Here is a 17,329-nt window from a genome sequence, read left to right as displayed (position 1 = left end):
AGCGAGCTGCTTTAACGGGTTTCGTTGTCACTCTGCGAGACGTGTTACAGGGATGGTCTCGACTGCTTGCCGCCAGTTCATCGCCACGAGATTGGCCGTAAGTGAGCCGCTTTGATCATGGATGTTGGCGAGCTGGGTAGCGTCGTAGCGAGGTAGCACGGTGGCTTGAAGCAGTACGTGGAGGTTAGTGCGTTGGGTGGAAGTGGATTCGTTCTGGAAGAGACGACCGGCAATGGGAACGCTGGAAAGACCTGGAACGCCAGAGACCTGGGAACGGTCATCTTGTGACGAGAGGCCGCCTAACAGCAGTGTTTGGCCGGAGCGTATTTGTACGGTGGTGTTTATTTGGCGTTGGTTGGTGATGATATCGGATGCCAGCAGAGAATCCGTGAGCGAGTCGGCGGAGGTGGTGATATCCATGATGACCAAGCCGGAGGCGGTGACTACGGGCAGCACGTTTAAGCGTATGCCTACATCGCGGCGCTCTATGGTCTGAAAGGGGCTGTTAACGTCCGCTGATTCGCCGGTCACGCGGCCTGTGACAAACGGCACGTTCTGGCCGATGGAAATAGTGCCGCGCTTACCGGAGAGGGTAAGAATTTGCGGCGTGGATAACACGTTAGAGCGTGAGTCACGCTGTAACGCATTGATGGCAAAGGCGAGTATATCCCCGTCGAATATCCCGAAAGTGCCGCCCGAAGAGGCTAGCGATGTGCCGAGGTTGGCCGTATTGAAACCACCGGCGACACCGCTACCGGTTGCCCGTCCGAGTGATACGCCTAGGTCGAAAGTGTCGCCGTCCGTGGTTTCAAAGATAACCGCCTGAATGAGCAGCTGCGGGTGGGCAACGTCTACCTGGGGGAGCAGCTCCTGGAGCTTGGAGAGCTGTTTTTCTGGGCCTTTGGCTAATAGGCCGTTAGAGGCATGGAGTACCTGGACACGTGCAAGGGGGGTACCGTCTTGGGCGTTCTGGGTCAGAAAGTTTGTCACCAGCGGGGCGACATCATCAGCGCGCACGTTATCGAACGAAAACAGGTGCGTTGCCTGGGGCTTTTCGGGTGGTGTCAGGGTCGGCACGTTGGCAAGGGCGTCGGCGGGATCGTGTAGGCCTCTTGGCTGAGGTGCTTGGCTTGCCGGGGCAACGGTCGGCGGGTTGCCGGGCAGAATAGTGTAACCATGCGAACTCAATACCCCTTGGAAGAATTCATCGAGCTGATGATCCGGCACATCGGGGGCGTACACCGTGAGTGTGCCGGTGGCCGTGGGGTGAATCGCCAGCGGAGTATCGGTTTGCTCAACGTACCAGCGCACAAAGTCCCGAATATCGGTGTCTTGCATCTGAATGGGGGCGGCATAGGCGCTGATGGCGATGCCGGTGGCCAGGGCGAACGTGGCAGCGGTTTTAGCAGCGAATTTCAGCATGGGTAACTCCATTTTCTACGCGAACATGGCAGGCGCTCACCGGGACGATGCCGAAGCCTTGGCGGGCGAGATCGTCGGTGGTAAGGGACTGTTGGTTGCTATCAATGAGGCGGTAAGCGGTGTGGTCGCCAAACTGGCTAAAGCTGGCGATACGGGTGGTGCTGAGGTCGGGCAGTGCTAACGGTGCAGCGGGAGGAGTGTCATCTGGTGAGCGAGCGTTGACACGATCCGCGACCAGGACAGAGAGGGTGATAAAGCAGCCCAGGGCAAACGAGGCCAGGGAAAGAAACGGACGGTTAAAGCGTTTCCAATAAATACGGGTCATTTTCATATAGAAACTCGCATCACGTAGTACCCGAAGCCTGCCGTGGGTGAGCCAGGGCGGCAGCACGGAGTAGGCGCCGTGGGGGTAATGGTCGGAGAAGGCTTGCTTGGTGTCATACGCGGGGTAAAGCGCGCGACCGGTATACGTCCAGCGTTCTACCGTGAGGCTTTGCGGTGAGTCGCCGTATTTGACGATACCCAGATGTACCTTGGGCAGGGGCATTTTTGAGCCCACAAACATCGAGTAGAGCGCGCCGATAAACGGCACGGAGACGCGATCCAGACGGCGGCAGTAAACAACGTGTTCAGCGAGGGCGACGCGGGCTTGCTTGTCCATGATCGACAAGTCTTGGATCAGAAAAATGATATCCCAGCCCAATTTGCGGGCATGGAGAAACCAGTTAATGACGTCCTGGCGGCTTTTATCGTTCCAGGAACGGGCGTTAAACCAGGTACCGCATTCATCGAGTACCAACAGGCCGTTCTTGTTTTCGTCGTAATCCTCGGTACCGGTGCCGATGGCTTCAAGGTCAGCAAGGACGGGTTTATCAGGGATGCGGTAGCATCGGGTAAGCTTGGCTTTTTCACCAATCAGCTTATCCAGGTTTAAATCCAGATTGGTGGCGACCTTGCAGCCCTGGTTAAGCTTGTCTTTGATCTTGCCCACGGCGACCAGGGTTTTTCCGGCACCCAGTTTGCCGGTGACGACATAGACGGCCATTAGAGAACGGGCCTCCCTTGCTCCCAGTCGATCAGCTGCTTTTTCTGCTGGAAGACCCACATGGCCACCTTGCTGCTATAGATAGCGGCAATGCAGCCTTCAAGGTTGTCAGGTTTGACCGCCGCCATACCGTTCGCCAGCTCGGAAGGAAGCGATGCGTTAATGCCATTAATGATCAGCGCGAAGGTAGTCGCAAGCGCTGCCAGAAGCGTTAGGTAAAGCGTTGTCCATACCAACATACCGGCCAAGCGGCTGGTAAAGCGTGATGCCACCCGCGACACCAGCCATTCCAGAATGCGCGTGAAAAAGCCGACAATCGCGCCCACGCCGAGCAGTGCAGGGAGTGCCATTTATGCCGTCCTCTGTTCAGAGCGAAAAAAGGTGTCGACGATGCTAACGACCGTCCAGAAATAGATAATCCAGGTCAGCCAGAGCTTGATGGTGTTAAACGCTTGGCAGGAGATTTCCATAGGGCCGAACTGGAGCGGTACGCAGCCACCGGACGGCAAGGAGGGAAGGCGGGAAGTAATCTGGTCGGCAATGCTGGAGGTAGCTCCATCACCGATTTCATCCATTAAGGTTTTAACGTCCTCGCCGTATTGGGTTTCCTGGTCGTTAAGGCGATCCAGCGCTGTATCCATACCGGTGGTATTAAGAAGGTCATCACCTTCACCAACCTGCTCAGTAAATCGCCCAGCGAGATTATCGACCAGGCTATCTAACAGCCCTGGAATAGCGTCAAGCAGCCCTTCGCCATCACCGTCACCGCCTGAGTTCTCTCCATCAGCCTCAAAGCGATCAATGGCATCCGTAACGGTATTGCCTAACGAATCGAACGCAGCAGAAAACCGCGTGTTTTGGTCATCTAATTGGCGGGATAGATTATCGGTTCGATTATCTAGTGTTTGATTAAGGGTATTGGTTTGTGAGTCTAAGGCGCTGTTAACGGTATCGGTCTGCGCGGCTAGGCTGCTGTTAAGTGCGTTAGTCTGAGCGGTGGTAGCGGCATTAAGCGTATCGGTCTGCTGGTCAATCTTGCCCATTGTGTCGTTCGACAGCGCACGAATAGCGTTTTGATTAGCTCTACCCGCAGATTCAATCGCAGCAATAATGGCTGACTCATCCAGGTCAAACTCAGGCACCGTAGAGCCACCGTCACCAGAGCCACCGCCACTAGAGCCACCACCGGTAGAGCCACCGCCACTAGAGCTACCACCGGTAGAACCACCACCAGTAGAGCCACCACCAGTAGAGCCACCACCAGTAGAGCCACCACCAGTAGAGCCACCGCCGTTAGAACCATCATCAGTAGAACCACCGCCCGTATCGCCATCGCCCGTATCACCATCGCCACCATCAAGGGTGACACCCTCTCGATTAATAACAATGTCGCCATTACTATCGACATGACCAAACCAGTGAGGAGCAATATCCCACTCAACCAAATAAAACCCACCATCGATAAATACGCAATTGGACCTGGACGCACAATAATCATCAGCACCCCTAATCGGGAGCTTACGTAAAAAGTCAGCAGACGCAGGGTTGCCGGGTGAAGGATAATCGGAGTTAGAAATTTGTCTTAAATCTATATCATTTTCATCATTTGCTAGCCGAAACTCCCCAACTTCCCCCGTCGAAGTGGACTTAAGCGTAACCGTGCAATTTTCATTATCACAAACAGCTCCAGCACCTGTAACAGAGCATGTGCCCCCTTCAATAGAAACAGAACCACCAGACGTTAAATAATCAGCAGAAGAGTGGGAAAGAGGAACCGAAGAGCCCGAATATTGTTCGCACTCTTCATCAGTTTTTGGAGGAATGCCAAGAGGGTTTTCATAGTAGAAATCAAAATCAACCGGTGCACTACGCCTAAGAGTGCACCACCCTTGCCCAAGGTCAGCTCTTTGGCCCCATTCGCCTGCTCTAGGATTATGACGTATACGAAAATACGTTATATAATCCGCCGTTACTTTTTCTGCGTAAAATTTGTCAAAAACACCATCAAAACAAGGATTATCAGTGGCAAATGAATAATTTGAAAACATCATTAAAAAAGGAATAGTTAATAGTAGTAAGATGGCTTTTTTAATCATGCTTTCCCCCCTTTATATAAAAAAAGGGGCGTTTTCCGCCCCCTGGTGATCCCTTTTAGCGTTTTATTAAGAGGCGCGGTTAGCAAACTTCTTAAACAACTTGATACCGATTAACGCAGCGGTAATAGACGCTACTACCGGCCAGGCATAGCCCACCATGTCAGAACCCGTTGACTGGATTTCACTAAAAGCAGCGGCAGCACCACTAGTAGCTTCCTGGGCGTGAGCGGCAGCCGACCCCATTAGAAGGGCAGCACCGCCAGCGGCTTTACCACGAGTACCGGTAGCGGCTTGTTTTACGTGTTGTGCGAGGGTGTTTAAGGTCATGTGACAGACTCCATAAATTTCTTAGTGATGACGATGATGTGTCCGAATGCCCAACCGAGGGCGTAGGACGTGAAAAGGGAACCAACTACAAACGTTAGGCTTGGATCGTTCATCGTTGGCCCCCACTTATGGCACCGATCCCAAACGCGAGAATGAGACCGACGCAATAAACCAGGAGCCACAGACCCGAGAGTTCGCTAGTGTCCATGGCTCACAAATCCTATTTCTTATCGCTGGTAGCGGTCGGGGGCTGATGGCTACCGGTGGCGTTGGGTTTGCGGGCCGCCAGTACGTGCATGGTGGCTTTACCTCCTGATGAGCGAAATTCGATATCCAGTTCTAGCGGGCACGGCATATGGGGGGCGTAGGCGTGAAGCTGATCGAGAATTTCATAAGGTGCTGACATCGTGCTGACTTGGTTGCCCAGCTGATTTTCGTTGTCGGACGCTGAGGGTTGCATGATGGTGACTTTGGCGCCTTTAACGCCGTTGTCCATGCTGTAGCGAGAGGCGCCGATTACGTGGGCTTGAATAGTGTTGATCATGGTCATGGTTCCTTATCGTTAGCGTTGGGTTCTGGCGGCCTGGGTTAAGCAGTAGTCCGCGAGAATGGCTAGCTCAGTGGTTTCAGGTGTAATGCCGTCGAGGACTAATACGCGGTGTTCTGCTTGCGCGTAGTAGGTCGCGGCTCGTGCAAAATCCCTGCCGTGGAGGCACCGCTGGCCCCGCTCCCTCAAAGCTCGGGAATCGAGGCAGGGGGTGTCCCCTACCCGCCCTCCGTGGCCCTTCTGTCTTGTCGCACGGCAGCCCACCCCGGCACGGCTGTCAACCGCTCGTGCCTCGGGTGTGACAGCCGCGCCGGGGCGGGCTAAGGTCGCCGCACGACCGAAGGGCGACGGATGACGGGCAGGGGACATTGATCAGGCCTGTGTGGTGGTGGGAGCGGGAGGCACATCACCACCTGGGGCTTCCAGCGGTGCTTTATCGCCGCCTTCTAGCTGGGTAATGCCGTGCTGAATTAAGCGTTCTCCCAGGGCCGAGGGGGTAAGGCCGTGGGTGCCTGCCTGGATCAGATACCGGCTATGAATTTCCTGATCGAGGAAGACCCGGATGGGCTGTTTTTTACTCATGTGTATAACTCCGTAAGGGCTAAAGGCCGTTGTGGATAACGGTCGGCGCGTTAGCCGTGGGGGTGTGGATAGAGGCGCCGGTAGCACAATCCCTAATAAGCGAGGGGAGACATCGGTAGATAAAGGGGCGCGGTCGGTGGCCTGGGCAAGGCCGTAGTGCTTGGTGAGGTAGTCAAGAGCGTGCTGGTAGTGCTTAAAGACGAGGCCACACGTAGTGCCTTCATAGACGTTGGAGACACGGGTAATGGTGGTGTCGTCCAGGTCGAGCGCTGGCAGGTGTTCAATAGGCACCGCAATAAAGCAGAAGCCACCTGCTGGAACGATGTGTTGATGCAGCAATATATTGGCGGGGGTGGTTTTACCGTCCAACAGAAGGCGCTGAGTGCAGATAGTCAGGCCTTCGATAGCCAGCAGCGTGCAGGGCGCTTCAAGGGTGGCAACGGGGGCTAGAGTGGTCATTAAGTCCAGTCCTCCGATTGCAGGCACTCAGCAGTAAAGAGCGCGACATTAACGAGACGACGACGGCCCACTTTTATAATGGGGAGGTTTCCCTGGTTAAGCTGGCCCCGGATGGTGTCTGGGGTGAGGCCAGTGAGTTCAGAGAAACGCTCTATCGTCATGACGGGCACTTGAGGTGCGGGGACGTGGGGCGTGTTGCTCGTTTCCATGCTGTACCTGCTCGCTGTGGCATGTTGTGTTAGTCTTCTTTGAGTCAACATATAGACATGCGAATTTTGACTATATGTTGCTAGCGTGTACTTAAAATAAAGTACACTCATATCTAAGGTTACTCAGAGTTGAGTATATGTCAAGCGAGCTTGCACATAAAATCCGTGAAATTCGTGAGGTGGAAACTTCAGGAAGAGGGGAGTTTTCGCAACTTATTGGAATTGCTAAGAAAACTTTAGAAGGTATAGAGCAAACAGGAAGAGTGCCAAAAGGCGATCTTTTGGAAGCTGTTTGCCAGCAATGGCCGAAGTACACGCTTTGGTTAATGACTGGACAGACAAATGAACCGTGCGGACAAGTAAGCCCCGAGATAGAGAGGGCGCGCCGTATGTTGAAGCAAACAGGGACGGGTACCAACTAGCACAAAGGGTTGTGGATAGATGATTTTAGGGAGGGTAGAAGAATGAATAAATTAAAAACTATAAAGAGATGAAATGAATACTATAAATTTATGGCAATTATTAGAATCGAAGGTGTTAATCACCACACTTTTATTGATAAGTGTTGCCATAATTAAATTATAATTAACAACTCTTTTATAAAAATATTGATTTAGTAAAAAAAGAACTTCTAAATTGGAAAGATTAATTGAAAACGGTAATGCATATAAGAAAAACCGTTTTTAATTCGTCTACTGAAAGAGAGGTTTACAAAGTTTTAGAAAGAACATACGTGTCTAATAATTATATTTTTGCACAGGTGCTAATAGTAGGTGTAATAGTGCCTAATAACAGAAATATTATTTCAAAAGTAGAAAGTATATTTCTTTGTTTAGGCAAGTCTCACAGTGGCACTTTGATTACGTGATCTGTAGCAAAGAAGATTTTAGTATTAAATTTGTAATGGAGTTGGGCGATTCAAGTCTTGATCGACCTGATCGAAAAAAAAGGGACAGTATCTTAAATTCAATATGCATTGATGCTTACGTTGTGATAAAAAGAATGTAGTTGTATTGTATTGTTAATAAAATAAAGGTTGTTGATAATGATTAATCAATTTGCTGTGCCAGGCTTTTTATCATTCGGACTTGGTGCATTGTTAACATTTCTAATAAATATCGATAGTGATAATGTCGCTATTATGACAGCGGCATTAATAGCAGCATTGTTAACATACTATAATTCTTTGGTTACTGTTCATAATAAGAAAAAAGACTATAGGGAAAGAGTCACTGAGAACATAGTCATGAAAGGCAGAGAGTTCATTGAAAGAACTGTTGAACTTAGGGTTAAAGCTATATCCTATATGCCTTTAAAAAAAGAGTATGAGGATGAAGTGCAATTCTATAAAGAAGAACTTAATAAGCTTAAGTTTAAGGTGAGCGATATTGAAACCAATAAAGTTAAAATTGATAAAAGCAGTAATGATCTTGATGAGGCCTATAAAAAATTAAATTTTTTTAGGGATAAGTATTTTTCTGACTATGATAAGTCAAGGTCAAAGCTAAATGAAAATTTAGTTTTTTTTGGAAGTCTCAAGCTGGATTGTGAGAATAAAGCTGAAGTTTTATTAGATGAAATTGAGTTGTTGGATAATTTCTATTTAAGTGAAAAGAAAAGCAAGCAATCTTTAGCTGAAGATATAGTTATAAATATTGCTGATACAATGAAATCTTTAAAAGATGAAGCTACAGCTCCCAGTCTATATAAAATCGACAGTTCTTTGATAAATGACTTTTCTGCCTATGAAGTTGAGCTAAGAGATTTTTTAAATTTAATAAGAATGGAAGTTTTAAATGGAGTAACAGTTGTGGACAAAGCAGAGGAGAAAGAAAGAAATGATATTTTTAAATTAACTGTTGTAGTTTTTCTCATAGGTATAGGATTTATGGTATCGAATGGTTTTAAAGTTCTAGGTGGATAAAAGTGTCCACACAAACATGCTAGAGGGTGCTGAAATGAATTTCACTGGTTCTGTAACCCTCTGATATGCTGGTTTGTGCTGCTCGGTCAGGTTCTTGTAATCAGTAGGTCCCGGGTTCGACTCCTGGTGTCGGCACCATCAAAAAGATGGTTAAAAGCAACATATTAGAGAATCCGAAAAAGCCATCCGAAAGGGTGGCTTTTTTGTGCGTGTTTGAAAAGTGCCTGTAGCCAATTAAGCGGCCGACTTTTTCTATCAGAAACCGATATGGGATACATCCTGGGCAATCGCCGTATCTTCTATACGTACAAGAAGACAACGCTCAACCAACGAGGTGGTTGCCAAGTAGTATTTCAGGGAAGTGGCTATCGTCGTGTGCTGCTGACGTAGATACAACTCTACAAGTGATAGTCCGAAAAAATGAGCTGATAGAGAGGGGGCTGTTATTAGCCTGGGTAGAAGTGGAGGGGCCTTCCTTGGCCTATCGCGCTTCCTTGATCCTTTCGCATACTGCCTTCCATTGCCCTTCCCTGGGCTAGCGCGACTCAAGTGGGCTACTGCGATTAGTAGCACTTAAAAGTGTAGCTACTTCTATAGAAAATAATGTAGTCAATCGACGACAATATTTGTAAGTATTTTCTTACATGGAAACAATAATTTTATAAATTTCAAAGCTCTTTGCTATGCCACATTAAATCTTCTTATGATTGCCATCGTGGCGATGCCTCACGTTGGGGAATCGCGATACAGCTGGAATGTTACGAACCTTTAGAAGATCAGCATGTGGGGGTAAGGGCGAAGCTGTAAAAGATAAGTAATGCGGAATATAAAAACAGCAACGCCCCAATAAAGGGGCGTTTGATGTACTCATGCCTTCCTGGCGTGTGGTCACTCGTCCTGAGTGGAAATTCCTTTTCGTTGGTGGCTTCCTGCCGCCGACAACTTCATACTAGACCATGTATAATATGTGCACAAGGGTTGGGGAGGAAAAAATATACCGAAACTTATATTTTTCTTTTCCAAGCTTGATTTCTTCTTCTCTATACATCATTCGTACCTCTCTATACATATTAGTACCTCCCTCTTCGACAGTACGATTACTTTGAATATTGGCCCGGTACGGCTAAGCCTAGGTAATCGATCCGCATGGCTGATGTAGGCGCTTGTATAGTCGGCCTTGTCTGACGCCTCAAGCATAGGCTGCCACTATGCCTGAGCATCGGCGTTTGCCTAGGGCCCCGAGTGAAGCCAGTACGGCTAGCTACTTGAATGCTGGCGATGCCGTTCTTGATTGTTAAAGAACAAGCAATCAATTTTTTATACGTTTAATAATAAAAGTTATATAAGCGTAGTTTCTGGTTTATAGAAAGGAATTATCAACAACCTACTGAGTTTGTTTATCTAGGTTAATGAATGTCGATAGTGATAAAGCCTTGTTAATTACAAATATTAAATATACCCCTGATCAGCTATATAACTTGAAACAGCTTTAGGGTTAGCTACTCTCAAATTACTCGATTGATTAATCGAGGCCGAAGGAATGATTGATTTTGCTGAACGCATTAAGGAGATTAATCATGGCTAATAATCGTAATGATAACGGCAATGGTATGAGCCGCGAAGAAGCTGGCAAGAAAGGCGGTCAGAAGAGTGGTGGTAACTTTGCCGATGATCCCAAACGTGCTTCTGAAGCAGGCAAGAAAGGTGGTGAAAATAGCCACGGCGGTCGTAATTCCTGATTAGAAACAACAGGTTGAGGATTGGGTGGTATACCTATACCGCAACACCGTCTTTTCATAGAAATTAAGTCATGACGTGGTTATGTCAGGCTTTATTAAAGGCGTTTGTGTGCATTCACTAACGTCAGTCTTAACTAAGATAGAACTAGTTTAGTTAAGCAACAAGGAAGTTTGTTGTCAGCTATAGGAGCTGGCGCTAATAGGCATAAATATTGCGATTACTGCCAGGAAGCACTCTTCCTGGCAGTTTATCCAGGAGGCTACACTATGTTCCATCACTCATCTAAACTGCAATACCCAGTAAAAGTTGATAAGCCCAATCCTGAATTTGCCATGCTGCTCCAGCAAGCTATTGGTGGTATTGAAGGTGAAATTCGGGTAGCGATGCAATATTTTTTTCAGGCAATGGGAGCGCGTGGTGATGACCGCATTCGCGACCTGTTGATGTCGACGGCGACTGAAGAACTTTCCCATATTGAAATGCTTGGCCATGCGGTTGCGCTTAACTTGGAAGGGGCGCCGGTCTCTTATCAGGAGGCTACCGCGAAAGATCCGGTCATGAATGCCATTCTTGGCGGTGCAAATCCTCGCCATCTGCTGTCATCAGGGCTTTCTGCGATGCCGGTCAATGCTAACGGCGTACCGTTTGATATGAGCCATATCTACGCGACAGGCAACGTGGCCGCCGATATGTTGGCAAACGTGACGGCTGAAGCAAGTGGTCGGGTGTTGGCATCGCGTCTGTATAACTGGACTGACGATCACGGCATGAAGGATTTTCTTTCTTTCCTGATTGCTCGGGATACCTACCATCAGCAGCAATGGCTGGCTGTGATTGAAGAGCTAGGTGGGCTGGGCGCAAATCTTCCCATTCCCAACTCAACGCCTGAAGACCACGAAGCCATGCAACACTCGTATTACTACCTCAATACCTTGCTGGATAAAGAAGCACCTAAAGGCCGCTGGGGTGAAGGCCCATCCTTTGATGGCCGTAGCCAGTTCTCGGTTCGTAACCAGCCAGCACCTGAAGGTCAGGAAGCGACGCTTGGTATGGCGAAGGAAAAATCAGGCGCTCAGAAAGACCAAATTGATCCGTCTAAGTAAAAGCGATGAATTACTCAGTTTCTTAAAGGAGAAAGCACGATGGAAACCAAGTATTTAGAAAACTGGTTGCGCGATGCACATGCTATGGAACAGCAAGCTGAGAAAATGCTGAAATCCCAAGCAGAGCGCTTGGTCGATTATCCAGAGCTTCAAGCACGAATCGAGCAGCATTTGACTGAAACCCGTCACCAGTCAGAGCGCTTGGAACAAGCCATGGCCGGAATAAATATTGATACTTCCGCGCTAAAAGATTTGGGCGGTAAGTTAACGGCTTTCGGTCAGGCGTTAGGCGGCATGATGGCAGGCGATGAAGTTATGAAAGGTAGTATCGCAAGCTACGCCTTTGAGCATTTTGAAATTGCTAACTACAAGGCATTAATCCAAGCGGCTGAAAGCGCAGGCCAAACAGGTGTTGCCCAGGTATGCAGAGAGATCCTCAAAGAAGAAGAGGATATGGCTGCTTGGCTTGCCGATCACATCGAATCTACCACTACCCAGTTTTTGCATCGTGCGGATGATGACAATCTACGCGCCAAGCGGTAAGTGCCTGAACCGCATCCCTTACTAATTAGGCCCTTTCCTCGGTAATTATTTGCCGAGGTTTTTTCTAGCGAATTCTGGCTCACACGTTACAGACTATTGCTTCACAAAAAAGCCGCCCACTTTCGTTGGGCGGCTTTACTGGGTTTAAGGCAAGCTAATCTGTATAGAAAGCGCTTTATAGAAGATCCCGTGAGATAACTGACTCCCAGTTTTTCGAGAATACCCGGTACTGCCCTTCATAAGCATCCATCTCGGCATGAATGATAAAGTCAGTCTCGGTGCAAGTAAGCACGGTGCGCGTGTAAACTTCGGTATGCCAGTCATCGCGCTTAAACGAGCTCTCCGTTATAGTTTCCCCTCGCGCAGAGGTAAAGTCATTACCTACCGTTGTGTAATACTCACGGGCACACCGGTGAATTTCGGTGCCTATATCGTTAATTCGAAAGCATCCCTGATCATTAACGACTTCCAGCGTAGAACCCTTGGTTGCCAAATCTTGATGCAATAACCAATTATGCTTGCTGGGTGCAAGGTTAGCGATCTCTAGAGGAGGGGCTGACTGCGGGGCTTCAAAGTGCGTTAAGCCATCCTCTTCATGACTTGCGCTACGCACGGGTAGCTTGAGCACGCAATGATTAAAGGAAATATCTACCTGGGCAGGTTTTGGGGGCAACCAGGCAAGCGGCCAGTACGAGGTTGATACAGAAATTCGTAATTGATGCCCTGCCGGAAATTTTTGCGCAATACCGTTCATATCAATGGTTACCCGATAAGTCCGGTGCGGCTCAAGCGGCGTTGGTTCTGCATTGCTATCGCGATGGGTAAGGTTGAGCAAACCGTAAGTTACCCGAGTAGCTTTACCATCTGGCGCTACATCAGAAAGACGCACTGCCAGCATTGCCTGCGGCTGGTTGCTTGAAACTTCCAGCTCTAATGAAGGCGTACCAAAAATATGCAACGGCTCAGTTAAAGCGTCGGTACTAAAAATAAGCGAGCCGCCGTCTTCTTCGCGCTGATCGCCGGGTAGATCCGGCGTGGCCGCATAAGAGCACCATTTGCCAGCAGCCAGCCCTACGCTTAACGGCGACTGTAGCCCCATGGTGATAGGCTCAGCGCTGTGTTCAGGTTCGCTAGCTAAAGATAGAGGCGTCAACCGATAAGGTGACAATAAATAGCGTTGCTCTTGAATATTGCTGGATGGCCATAAAGGCTCTGCGATCCAGCGGCCAGGTCTATCTTCGTAGGAGTTATCCGGAGGAACGCTGTCTTGCTCCCAGGCGCGCAGCATGGGTTCATCCATAATTCCGTTGTCTTTGCCTTTCAACCAGTAGTCCCACCAGCGCAGCGCTTCCTGAAGAAAGCCAATGGCAGGTCCCGGAATACCTTGGTGGGGGTATTTATGCCCCCACGGGCCAATAAGCCCTTTGCGCGGAACCTGTAGGTGCTCCATTAATCTGAAAACGGTATTGGTAAAGCCATCCGCCCAGCCTCCAACGGCATACACCGGGCAGCGTATGGCGTCGTAGTATTCGCAAACGGAGCTTGCCGACCAGTATTCATTGCGCCGCTGATGGCGCAGCCACTTATCAATCCAAAGGCCGCTTTCTTCCATGCGTTCGTGCCACATATCCCGCCAGCGGTCGCCAACAATCAGCGGGTCGGGCGGTAAGGCGTTAAAGGCGAGCATGACGGTTGCTTCGGATAAATTATCCCCGAGAAGGCAGCCACCCATATAGTGCATGTTGTCGGCATAAAGGTCATCGCTTGAACATAAGCTGATAATCGCTTTTAGCGCTGGCGGCTGCTTGGCCGCAACTTGCAGGCTGTTAAAACCACCCCACGAAATACCCATCATGCCGACGCTACCGTCACACCAAGACTGGTTGGCAATCCACTCAATGGCATCCACCGCATCTAATTGCTCTTGCTGGGTATATTCGTCAGTAAGCACCCCATCGGAGTCGCCGCTACCGCGCATATCCACTCGGACACATACGTAGCCATGGCCGGCCAGATAAGGATGGTTGGTAGCATCGCGGCCACGCGTAATATCGCGCTTGCGATAAGGGATATACTCCATAATGGCGGGCAGGGGCATATCCTGGGTAGCTTCAGGCAACCAAATGCGCGCCGCTAATTGTTTGCCATCGCGCATAGGGATAAAGACGTTTTCTATCTCGCGGACGTTATAAGGAAAGTCGTTGATAACTTCCATTCTACCTCCTTCAAAGATCCACTTTTTCGATTTCAAAATCTAGAAAGTCTAAACAGAATTTATAGCGTTCCTCGATCTCCTCATGGTTGTTACCGGTGATATACAGCGTACCTAACCGATAGCAAAAACTATCCTGATGAAGCAAATCGCTAAGGCGCTGACCTGGGGAAACGTCCAGGCATACGTCGGTATGAGGTAGTTGCTGTTGCAGTGCCTGGATGTTTTCTTGGCTAGGCACCCGCGTGACGATGCCATCTTCATGGGCGTAGGGGATAAAGCATTTTGCTGCCACAGGTGCCACGCCCTGGCGGCTTAATAAAGAGGGGCGCTGACCCAGGGCGATGTCGATCGCCACCTCATGGTTGGACATGCCATCCACCAGAACGAATATCTCGCTATGTGACTGTGAAATACGCGTATTGACTTCTATCAGCCAAAGTTTGTCAGTTTCTTCGTCCCACATGAATTCAGCATTAAAGCAGCCATTATCGTAGCCAATATGGGTAAGAAACGTTTTAGCGGCTTCCACCATTTTATGGTGTACATGCTCGGGTAGATTGCTGGGGTATTCCAGGCGATCATAAAGGGTTAATGAGTCATCAGCCCTGGGCTGTGAAATAATTCCATGTACATTGAATTCGCCCTGAAAAACCGTGCCTTCAGGAGCCGCCTGTACGCCTTTTATGATCTCTTCAACAATGCAGGAATTACCATCCAGTTCTTTAATCTCTTCTGGTAGGTCGGCATACTCAAGCGCTTCATTGAACGGGTCGCCAAGCTGGCGAATACCCTTACGAATTTCCTCAATAGCATGATCAAATTGCGTCTGGTTCTCTACCTTGAAGCCTAAATGAGACGAGAATGCTTTTACTGGTTTTATCCAGAAAGGAAAATCGAGAGTCACCTGATCAATCGGGTTCTCTTTGAAGGGATCTACGCCGCAGAAGTCAGGCACGACGTCAGGAATAACCTTCTGCTGCTCAATACGACTCCAGAGTTTATGTTCACAGGTTAAAACGCTGGTAATAGACGGCGAAGGGATATCATATTGCTGACAAAGCAAGGGGACTAATACACTGGTTGGAAAGTCCCACTGAGCAATAATGCCATCGACGGTACCTGAGAAATCATCAAGCTGAGCTTTCGTCTGTTCTAAAAGGCCATTAAACGATATTGACTTAGCCTCAACGGCTGTATTAACACTAAGCAACCCATGAATATCTAATGCTTTAGCATCACGGAGTGTTTCCATTGCATGACGCTGCTTATCTTCTAAAGCAATAACAAAGATATTACGTTTCATCATTATCTCCTTGAATTTAGACTCGGCATTTCCTGATGCTTCAAATGAAGTGTACGATAGCTGGGCAATAACATCCTTGATATATGTGGTTTTTAAAAGTTCCCTAACGTTATAATAAAATCCAAACTTCAAGGGGTATTGTAAATACGCGTTATTCTATTGTTAAGAAGGTGATTGAGGTTTCATTGTGTTTGTGAATGTAACGCTCATTATCAGTGCTAATGGCTTGTCAGAAAACGCATCTGATGAGTAAAGGTGAGAATAGAGAAGGAATAAGTAGTTAATTTTAATAATTGTTAATAATTTATTTTTTGACACATTAGAGTGGCTCTCTTGCCCATATTGATGAAGCAAATAGTCCTTGTTTATATTTTCAGTGTTGACTATATTTTTCTCGCCCCTTGCCTCTTTTGGTTGTATTAAGACTTTACCTTTAACCAACTGTGTATAGCTTGCGTCTAACTACAAAGGAGTGTAGAAATGGAACAGCTAGTCGCTGGAAACTATGAGCTGATGGATAAAAAAAGCTTTAGTGATTATTTTAATAATTTCGAAACTAAAAGTTTCGATATAACTTTGGAAAATGTGCTGGGCTTATATGGAGAATTAGGTGAAGAGTCATTAAATAGTTTGTATGAAATACCTAAAAAGATAGTTGAACTAAAAAGAAATCAGAAGATGTTCTCTTTATGTGACGGTCGCGCAGACGTATTCGTCGTCAAGGAAGGATGGGCTAGCCTATGTCATTCCAATGATAAACGAGGCCAGGATATATGTAACGTGTTTATGCCGGGTGATATTATTGGTGTTAGAGAAAGTTTCTTTAAAAGCCATGATATCATTATTTTAGCGCTTACTAATTGCAAGCTGGAGAGGGTTCCGGTTGACAGTATCCATGAACTTTTTAAAACAGATATGGATATTAGAAAGGCCGTCATGTCCTATATTATGGTCAATGACAATATTACCATTGAGCGCCTGAGAAGCTGTACGCATCACCGTTCTGAGGAACGTGTTGCTCATTTCTTATTGGAGATTTATACGCGCTTTTGTTTTAAAGGATTATTGCAGACCAATATTTATTCATTCCCCGTTACTCAAGATGTTGTGGGTGAACTGCTGGGAATAACCAGTGTTCATGTCAGTCGATGCATGACTGCTTTAGAACAGAAAAAGTTTATTCGTAAGACGCGAAGCAGTATCAAACTTTTAAAGCCTGAAGAGATGGCTAAGTCGACAGGGTTTGATAGCGATTTTATTTATGGGCATATTCGTTTTGATTAATAGATTGAGATTTTTTGGTTTTTAAATTGTAATTAGTAAGTCAGTTATTTATTTAAGTATTAAGTTAAACCGGCTTCTTAAATGTGGGTGTTTTAATAGGTTGATATAGAAAATGTAATTGCTCAAAATAATGAATGCTTGTTTTGCTAATGTAAATGCGAAACAGGTCGGCTGGATAATACATGTTGTATTGTAGGTGCCTCTGCCTGATGGGAGAGGTTTTTGCGTGGCCGTGTTTGTACAATTTTTTTGGTGTCGATGTGTATTTCTCGCTTTAGTGTTCGCGTTAAAAGTTAACCTATGTTTATTAATTGTTGATTCTGAGAGGTTGGCAATATTAAAGCCAGATTTTTCAATGCAGCAGAGCTTTCTAAAGCATCGAGCCTGCAATGACATAAGGTTATTACTCATAGCTCGAAAATCATCTGGTTACTACGACTGATTTGACGTAAATGCTTGATGTGGGCGCTAAATAAAGCGGGGATCTTATAAGATTATTGCTCTGTTAGAAAATGCTTAAAACGAATCTC

Annotated in this window: 17 protein-coding genes; 7 read left to right on the top strand and 10 right to left on the bottom strand. The window is 47.5% G+C overall.

All coding sequences use genetic code 11. The features are described from left to right. Positions 1-27: 27 nt before the first annotated feature. The 8 genes from D467_RS19415 to D467_RS0117725 form a co-directional block, all read right to left on the bottom strand. Complete coding sequence (locus tag D467_RS19415) at positions 28-1,422, bottom strand: secretin GspD/PilQ domain-containing protein (RefSeq protein ID WP_018918891.1); 1,395 nt, start codon at positions 1,420-1,422, stop codon at positions 28-30. Continuing rightward, positions 1,403-2,467 (bottom strand): zonular occludens toxin domain-containing protein, encoded by a 1,065-nt coding sequence (locus tag D467_RS0117760; RefSeq protein WP_018918890.1) that lies wholly within the window; start codon positions 2,465-2,467, stop codon positions 1,403-1,405. The genes D467_RS19415 and D467_RS0117760 overlap by 20 nt, the downstream gene beginning before the upstream one ends. Next, entirely contained in the window at positions 2,467-2,817 is a 351-nt protein-coding gene (locus tag D467_RS0117755) for a DUF5455 family protein (RefSeq protein WP_018918889.1), read from the bottom strand. Before D467_RS0117755 ends, D467_RS0117760 begins: the two co-directional genes overlap by 1 nt. Continuing rightward, entirely contained in the window at positions 2,818-3,912 is a 1,095-nt protein-coding gene (locus tag D467_RS0117750) for a hypothetical protein (RefSeq protein ID WP_018918888.1), read from the bottom strand. A 717-nt stretch (positions 3,913-4,629) separates the two neighbouring features. Further along, positions 4,630-4,890 (bottom strand): major coat protein, encoded by a 261-nt coding sequence (locus D467_RS19410; RefSeq protein ID WP_018918886.1) that lies wholly within the window; start codon positions 4,888-4,890, stop codon positions 4,630-4,632. A 109-nt stretch (positions 4,891-4,999) separates the two neighbouring features. Continuing rightward, positions 5,000-5,098, bottom strand: coding sequence for a tail virion protein G7P-2 (locus D467_RS20215; protein ID WP_371827765.1), 99 nt, complete (start codon positions 5,096-5,098; stop codon positions 5,000-5,002). Between the two features lie 12 nt (positions 5,099-5,110). Then, positions 5,111-5,434, bottom strand: a complete 324-nt coding sequence (locus D467_RS0117730; RefSeq protein ID WP_018918885.1) for a hypothetical protein — start codon at positions 5,432-5,434, stop codon at positions 5,111-5,113. A 375-nt stretch (positions 5,435-5,809) separates the two neighbouring features. Then, complete coding sequence (locus D467_RS0117725) at positions 5,810-6,478, bottom strand: hypothetical protein (protein WP_018918884.1); 669 nt, start codon at positions 6,476-6,478, stop codon at positions 5,810-5,812. Between the two features lie 346 nt (positions 6,479-6,824). Here D467_RS0117725 and D467_RS19405 point away from each other — a divergent pair, with 346 nt between their 5' ends. The 6 genes from D467_RS19405 (at position 6,825) to D467_RS0117690 (ending at position 11,997) form a co-directional block, all read left to right on the top strand. After that, positions 6,825-7,109 carry a hypothetical protein gene (locus tag D467_RS19405; RefSeq protein WP_018918882.1) on the top strand — a complete coding sequence of 95 codons (285 nt, stop codon included), beginning with the start codon at positions 6,825-6,827 and terminating at the stop codon, positions 7,107-7,109. 406 nt (positions 7,110-7,515) lie between these two features. After that, positions 7,516-7,695 carry a DUF2726 domain-containing protein gene (locus tag D467_RS20210; protein ID WP_167324160.1) on the top strand — a complete coding sequence of 60 codons (180 nt, stop codon included), beginning with the start codon at positions 7,516-7,518 and terminating at the stop codon, positions 7,693-7,695. A 37-nt stretch (positions 7,696-7,732) separates the two neighbouring features. Further along, entirely contained in the window at positions 7,733-8,611 is an 879-nt protein-coding gene (locus tag D467_RS0117710; RefSeq protein WP_018918881.1) for a hypothetical protein, read from the top strand. Between the two features lie 1,577 nt (positions 8,612-10,188). Next, entirely contained in the window at positions 10,189-10,350 is a 162-nt protein-coding gene (locus D467_RS19765; protein WP_018918879.1) for a KGG domain-containing protein, read from the top strand. Between the two features lie 267 nt (positions 10,351-10,617). After that, positions 10,618-11,454, top strand: a complete 837-nt coding sequence (locus D467_RS0117695) for a manganese catalase family protein (protein ID WP_018918878.1) — start codon at positions 10,618-10,620, stop codon at positions 11,452-11,454. A 39-nt stretch (positions 11,455-11,493) separates the two neighbouring features. Continuing rightward, positions 11,494-11,997, top strand: a complete 504-nt coding sequence (locus tag D467_RS0117690) for a ferritin-like domain-containing protein (RefSeq protein WP_018918877.1) — start codon at positions 11,494-11,496, stop codon at positions 11,995-11,997. Positions 11,998-12,172: 175 nt separating this feature from the next. Here D467_RS0117690 and D467_RS0117685 read toward each other — a convergent pair whose 3' ends face one another. Together D467_RS0117685 and D467_RS0117680 are read right to left on the bottom strand one after the other, a co-directional pair. Further along, a complete protein-coding gene (locus tag D467_RS0117685; protein ID WP_018918876.1) occupies positions 12,173-14,212 on the bottom strand; it encodes a CocE/NonD family hydrolase in 2,040 nt (679 codons plus the stop codon). A 10-nt stretch (positions 14,213-14,222) separates the two neighbouring features. Continuing rightward, the gene (locus tag D467_RS0117680; protein WP_018918875.1) at positions 14,223-15,515 is read right to left on the bottom strand and encodes an ATP-grasp domain-containing protein; all 1,293 of its coding nucleotides are present in this window, start codon (positions 15,513-15,515) and stop codon (positions 14,223-14,225) included. A 480-nt stretch (positions 15,516-15,995) separates the two neighbouring features. Here D467_RS0117680 and D467_RS0117675 point away from each other — a divergent pair, with 480 nt between their 5' ends. Beyond that, positions 15,996-16,799, top strand: coding sequence for a Crp/Fnr family transcriptional regulator (locus tag D467_RS0117675; RefSeq protein WP_018918874.1), 804 nt, complete (start codon positions 15,996-15,998; stop codon positions 16,797-16,799). The last annotated feature ends 530 nt before the right edge of the window (positions 16,800-17,329 follow it).

Origin of the sequence: Vreelandella zhanjiangensis DSM 21076 (genome assembly GCF_000377665.1) — a bacterium.
Taxonomy (GTDB): domain Bacteria; phylum Pseudomonadota; class Gammaproteobacteria; order Pseudomonadales; family Halomonadaceae; genus Vreelandella; species Vreelandella zhanjiangensis.
This window is presented reverse-complemented; position numbering and strand designations above follow the sequence as displayed.

Coding starts and splice junctions, on each gene's coding strand:
- D467_RS0117755 (WP_018918889.1), bottom strand. CDS start 2,817: ATGGCACTCCCTGCACTGCTCGGCGTGGGCGCGATTGTCGGCTTTTTC.
- D467_RS0117675 (WP_018918874.1), top strand. CDS start 15,996: ATGGAACAGCTAGTCGCTGGAAACTATGAGCTGATGGATAAAAAAAGC.
- D467_RS0117730 (WP_018918885.1), bottom strand. CDS start 5,434: ATGATCAACACTATTCAAGCCCACGTAATCGGCGCCTCTCGCTACAGC.
- D467_RS20215 (WP_371827765.1), bottom strand. CDS start 5,098: ATGGACACTAGCGAACTCTCGGGTCTGTGGCTCCTGGTTTATTGCGTC.
- D467_RS19410 (WP_018918886.1), bottom strand. CDS start 4,890: ATGACCTTAAACACCCTCGCACAACACGTAAAACAAGCCGCTACCGGT.
- D467_RS0117760 (WP_018918890.1), bottom strand. CDS start 2,467: ATGGCCGTCTATGTCGTCACCGGCAAACTGGGTGCCGGAAAAACCCTG.
- D467_RS19415 (WP_018918891.1), bottom strand. CDS start 1,422: ATGCTGAAATTCGCTGCTAAAACCGCTGCCACGTTCGCCCTGGCCACC.
- D467_RS0117725 (WP_018918884.1), bottom strand. CDS start 6,478: ATGACCACTCTAGCCCCCGTTGCCACCCTTGAAGCGCCCTGCACGCTG.
- D467_RS0117710 (WP_018918881.1), top strand. CDS start 7,733: ATGATTAATCAATTTGCTGTGCCAGGCTTTTTATCATTCGGACTTGGT.
- D467_RS0117695 (WP_018918878.1), top strand. CDS start 10,618: ATGTTCCATCACTCATCTAAACTGCAATACCCAGTAAAAGTTGATAAG.
- D467_RS0117685 (WP_018918876.1), bottom strand. CDS start 14,212: ATGGAAGTTATCAACGACTTTCCTTATAACGTCCGCGAGATAGAAAAC.
- D467_RS19405 (WP_018918882.1), top strand. CDS start 6,825: ATGTCAAGCGAGCTTGCACATAAAATCCGTGAAATTCGTGAGGTGGAA.
- D467_RS0117690 (WP_018918877.1), top strand. CDS start 11,494: ATGGAAACCAAGTATTTAGAAAACTGGTTGCGCGATGCACATGCTATG.
- D467_RS19765 (WP_018918879.1), top strand. CDS start 10,189: ATGGCTAATAATCGTAATGATAACGGCAATGGTATGAGCCGCGAAGAA.
- D467_RS0117680 (WP_018918875.1), bottom strand. CDS start 15,515: ATGAAACGTAATATCTTTGTTATTGCTTTAGAAGATAAGCAGCGTCAT.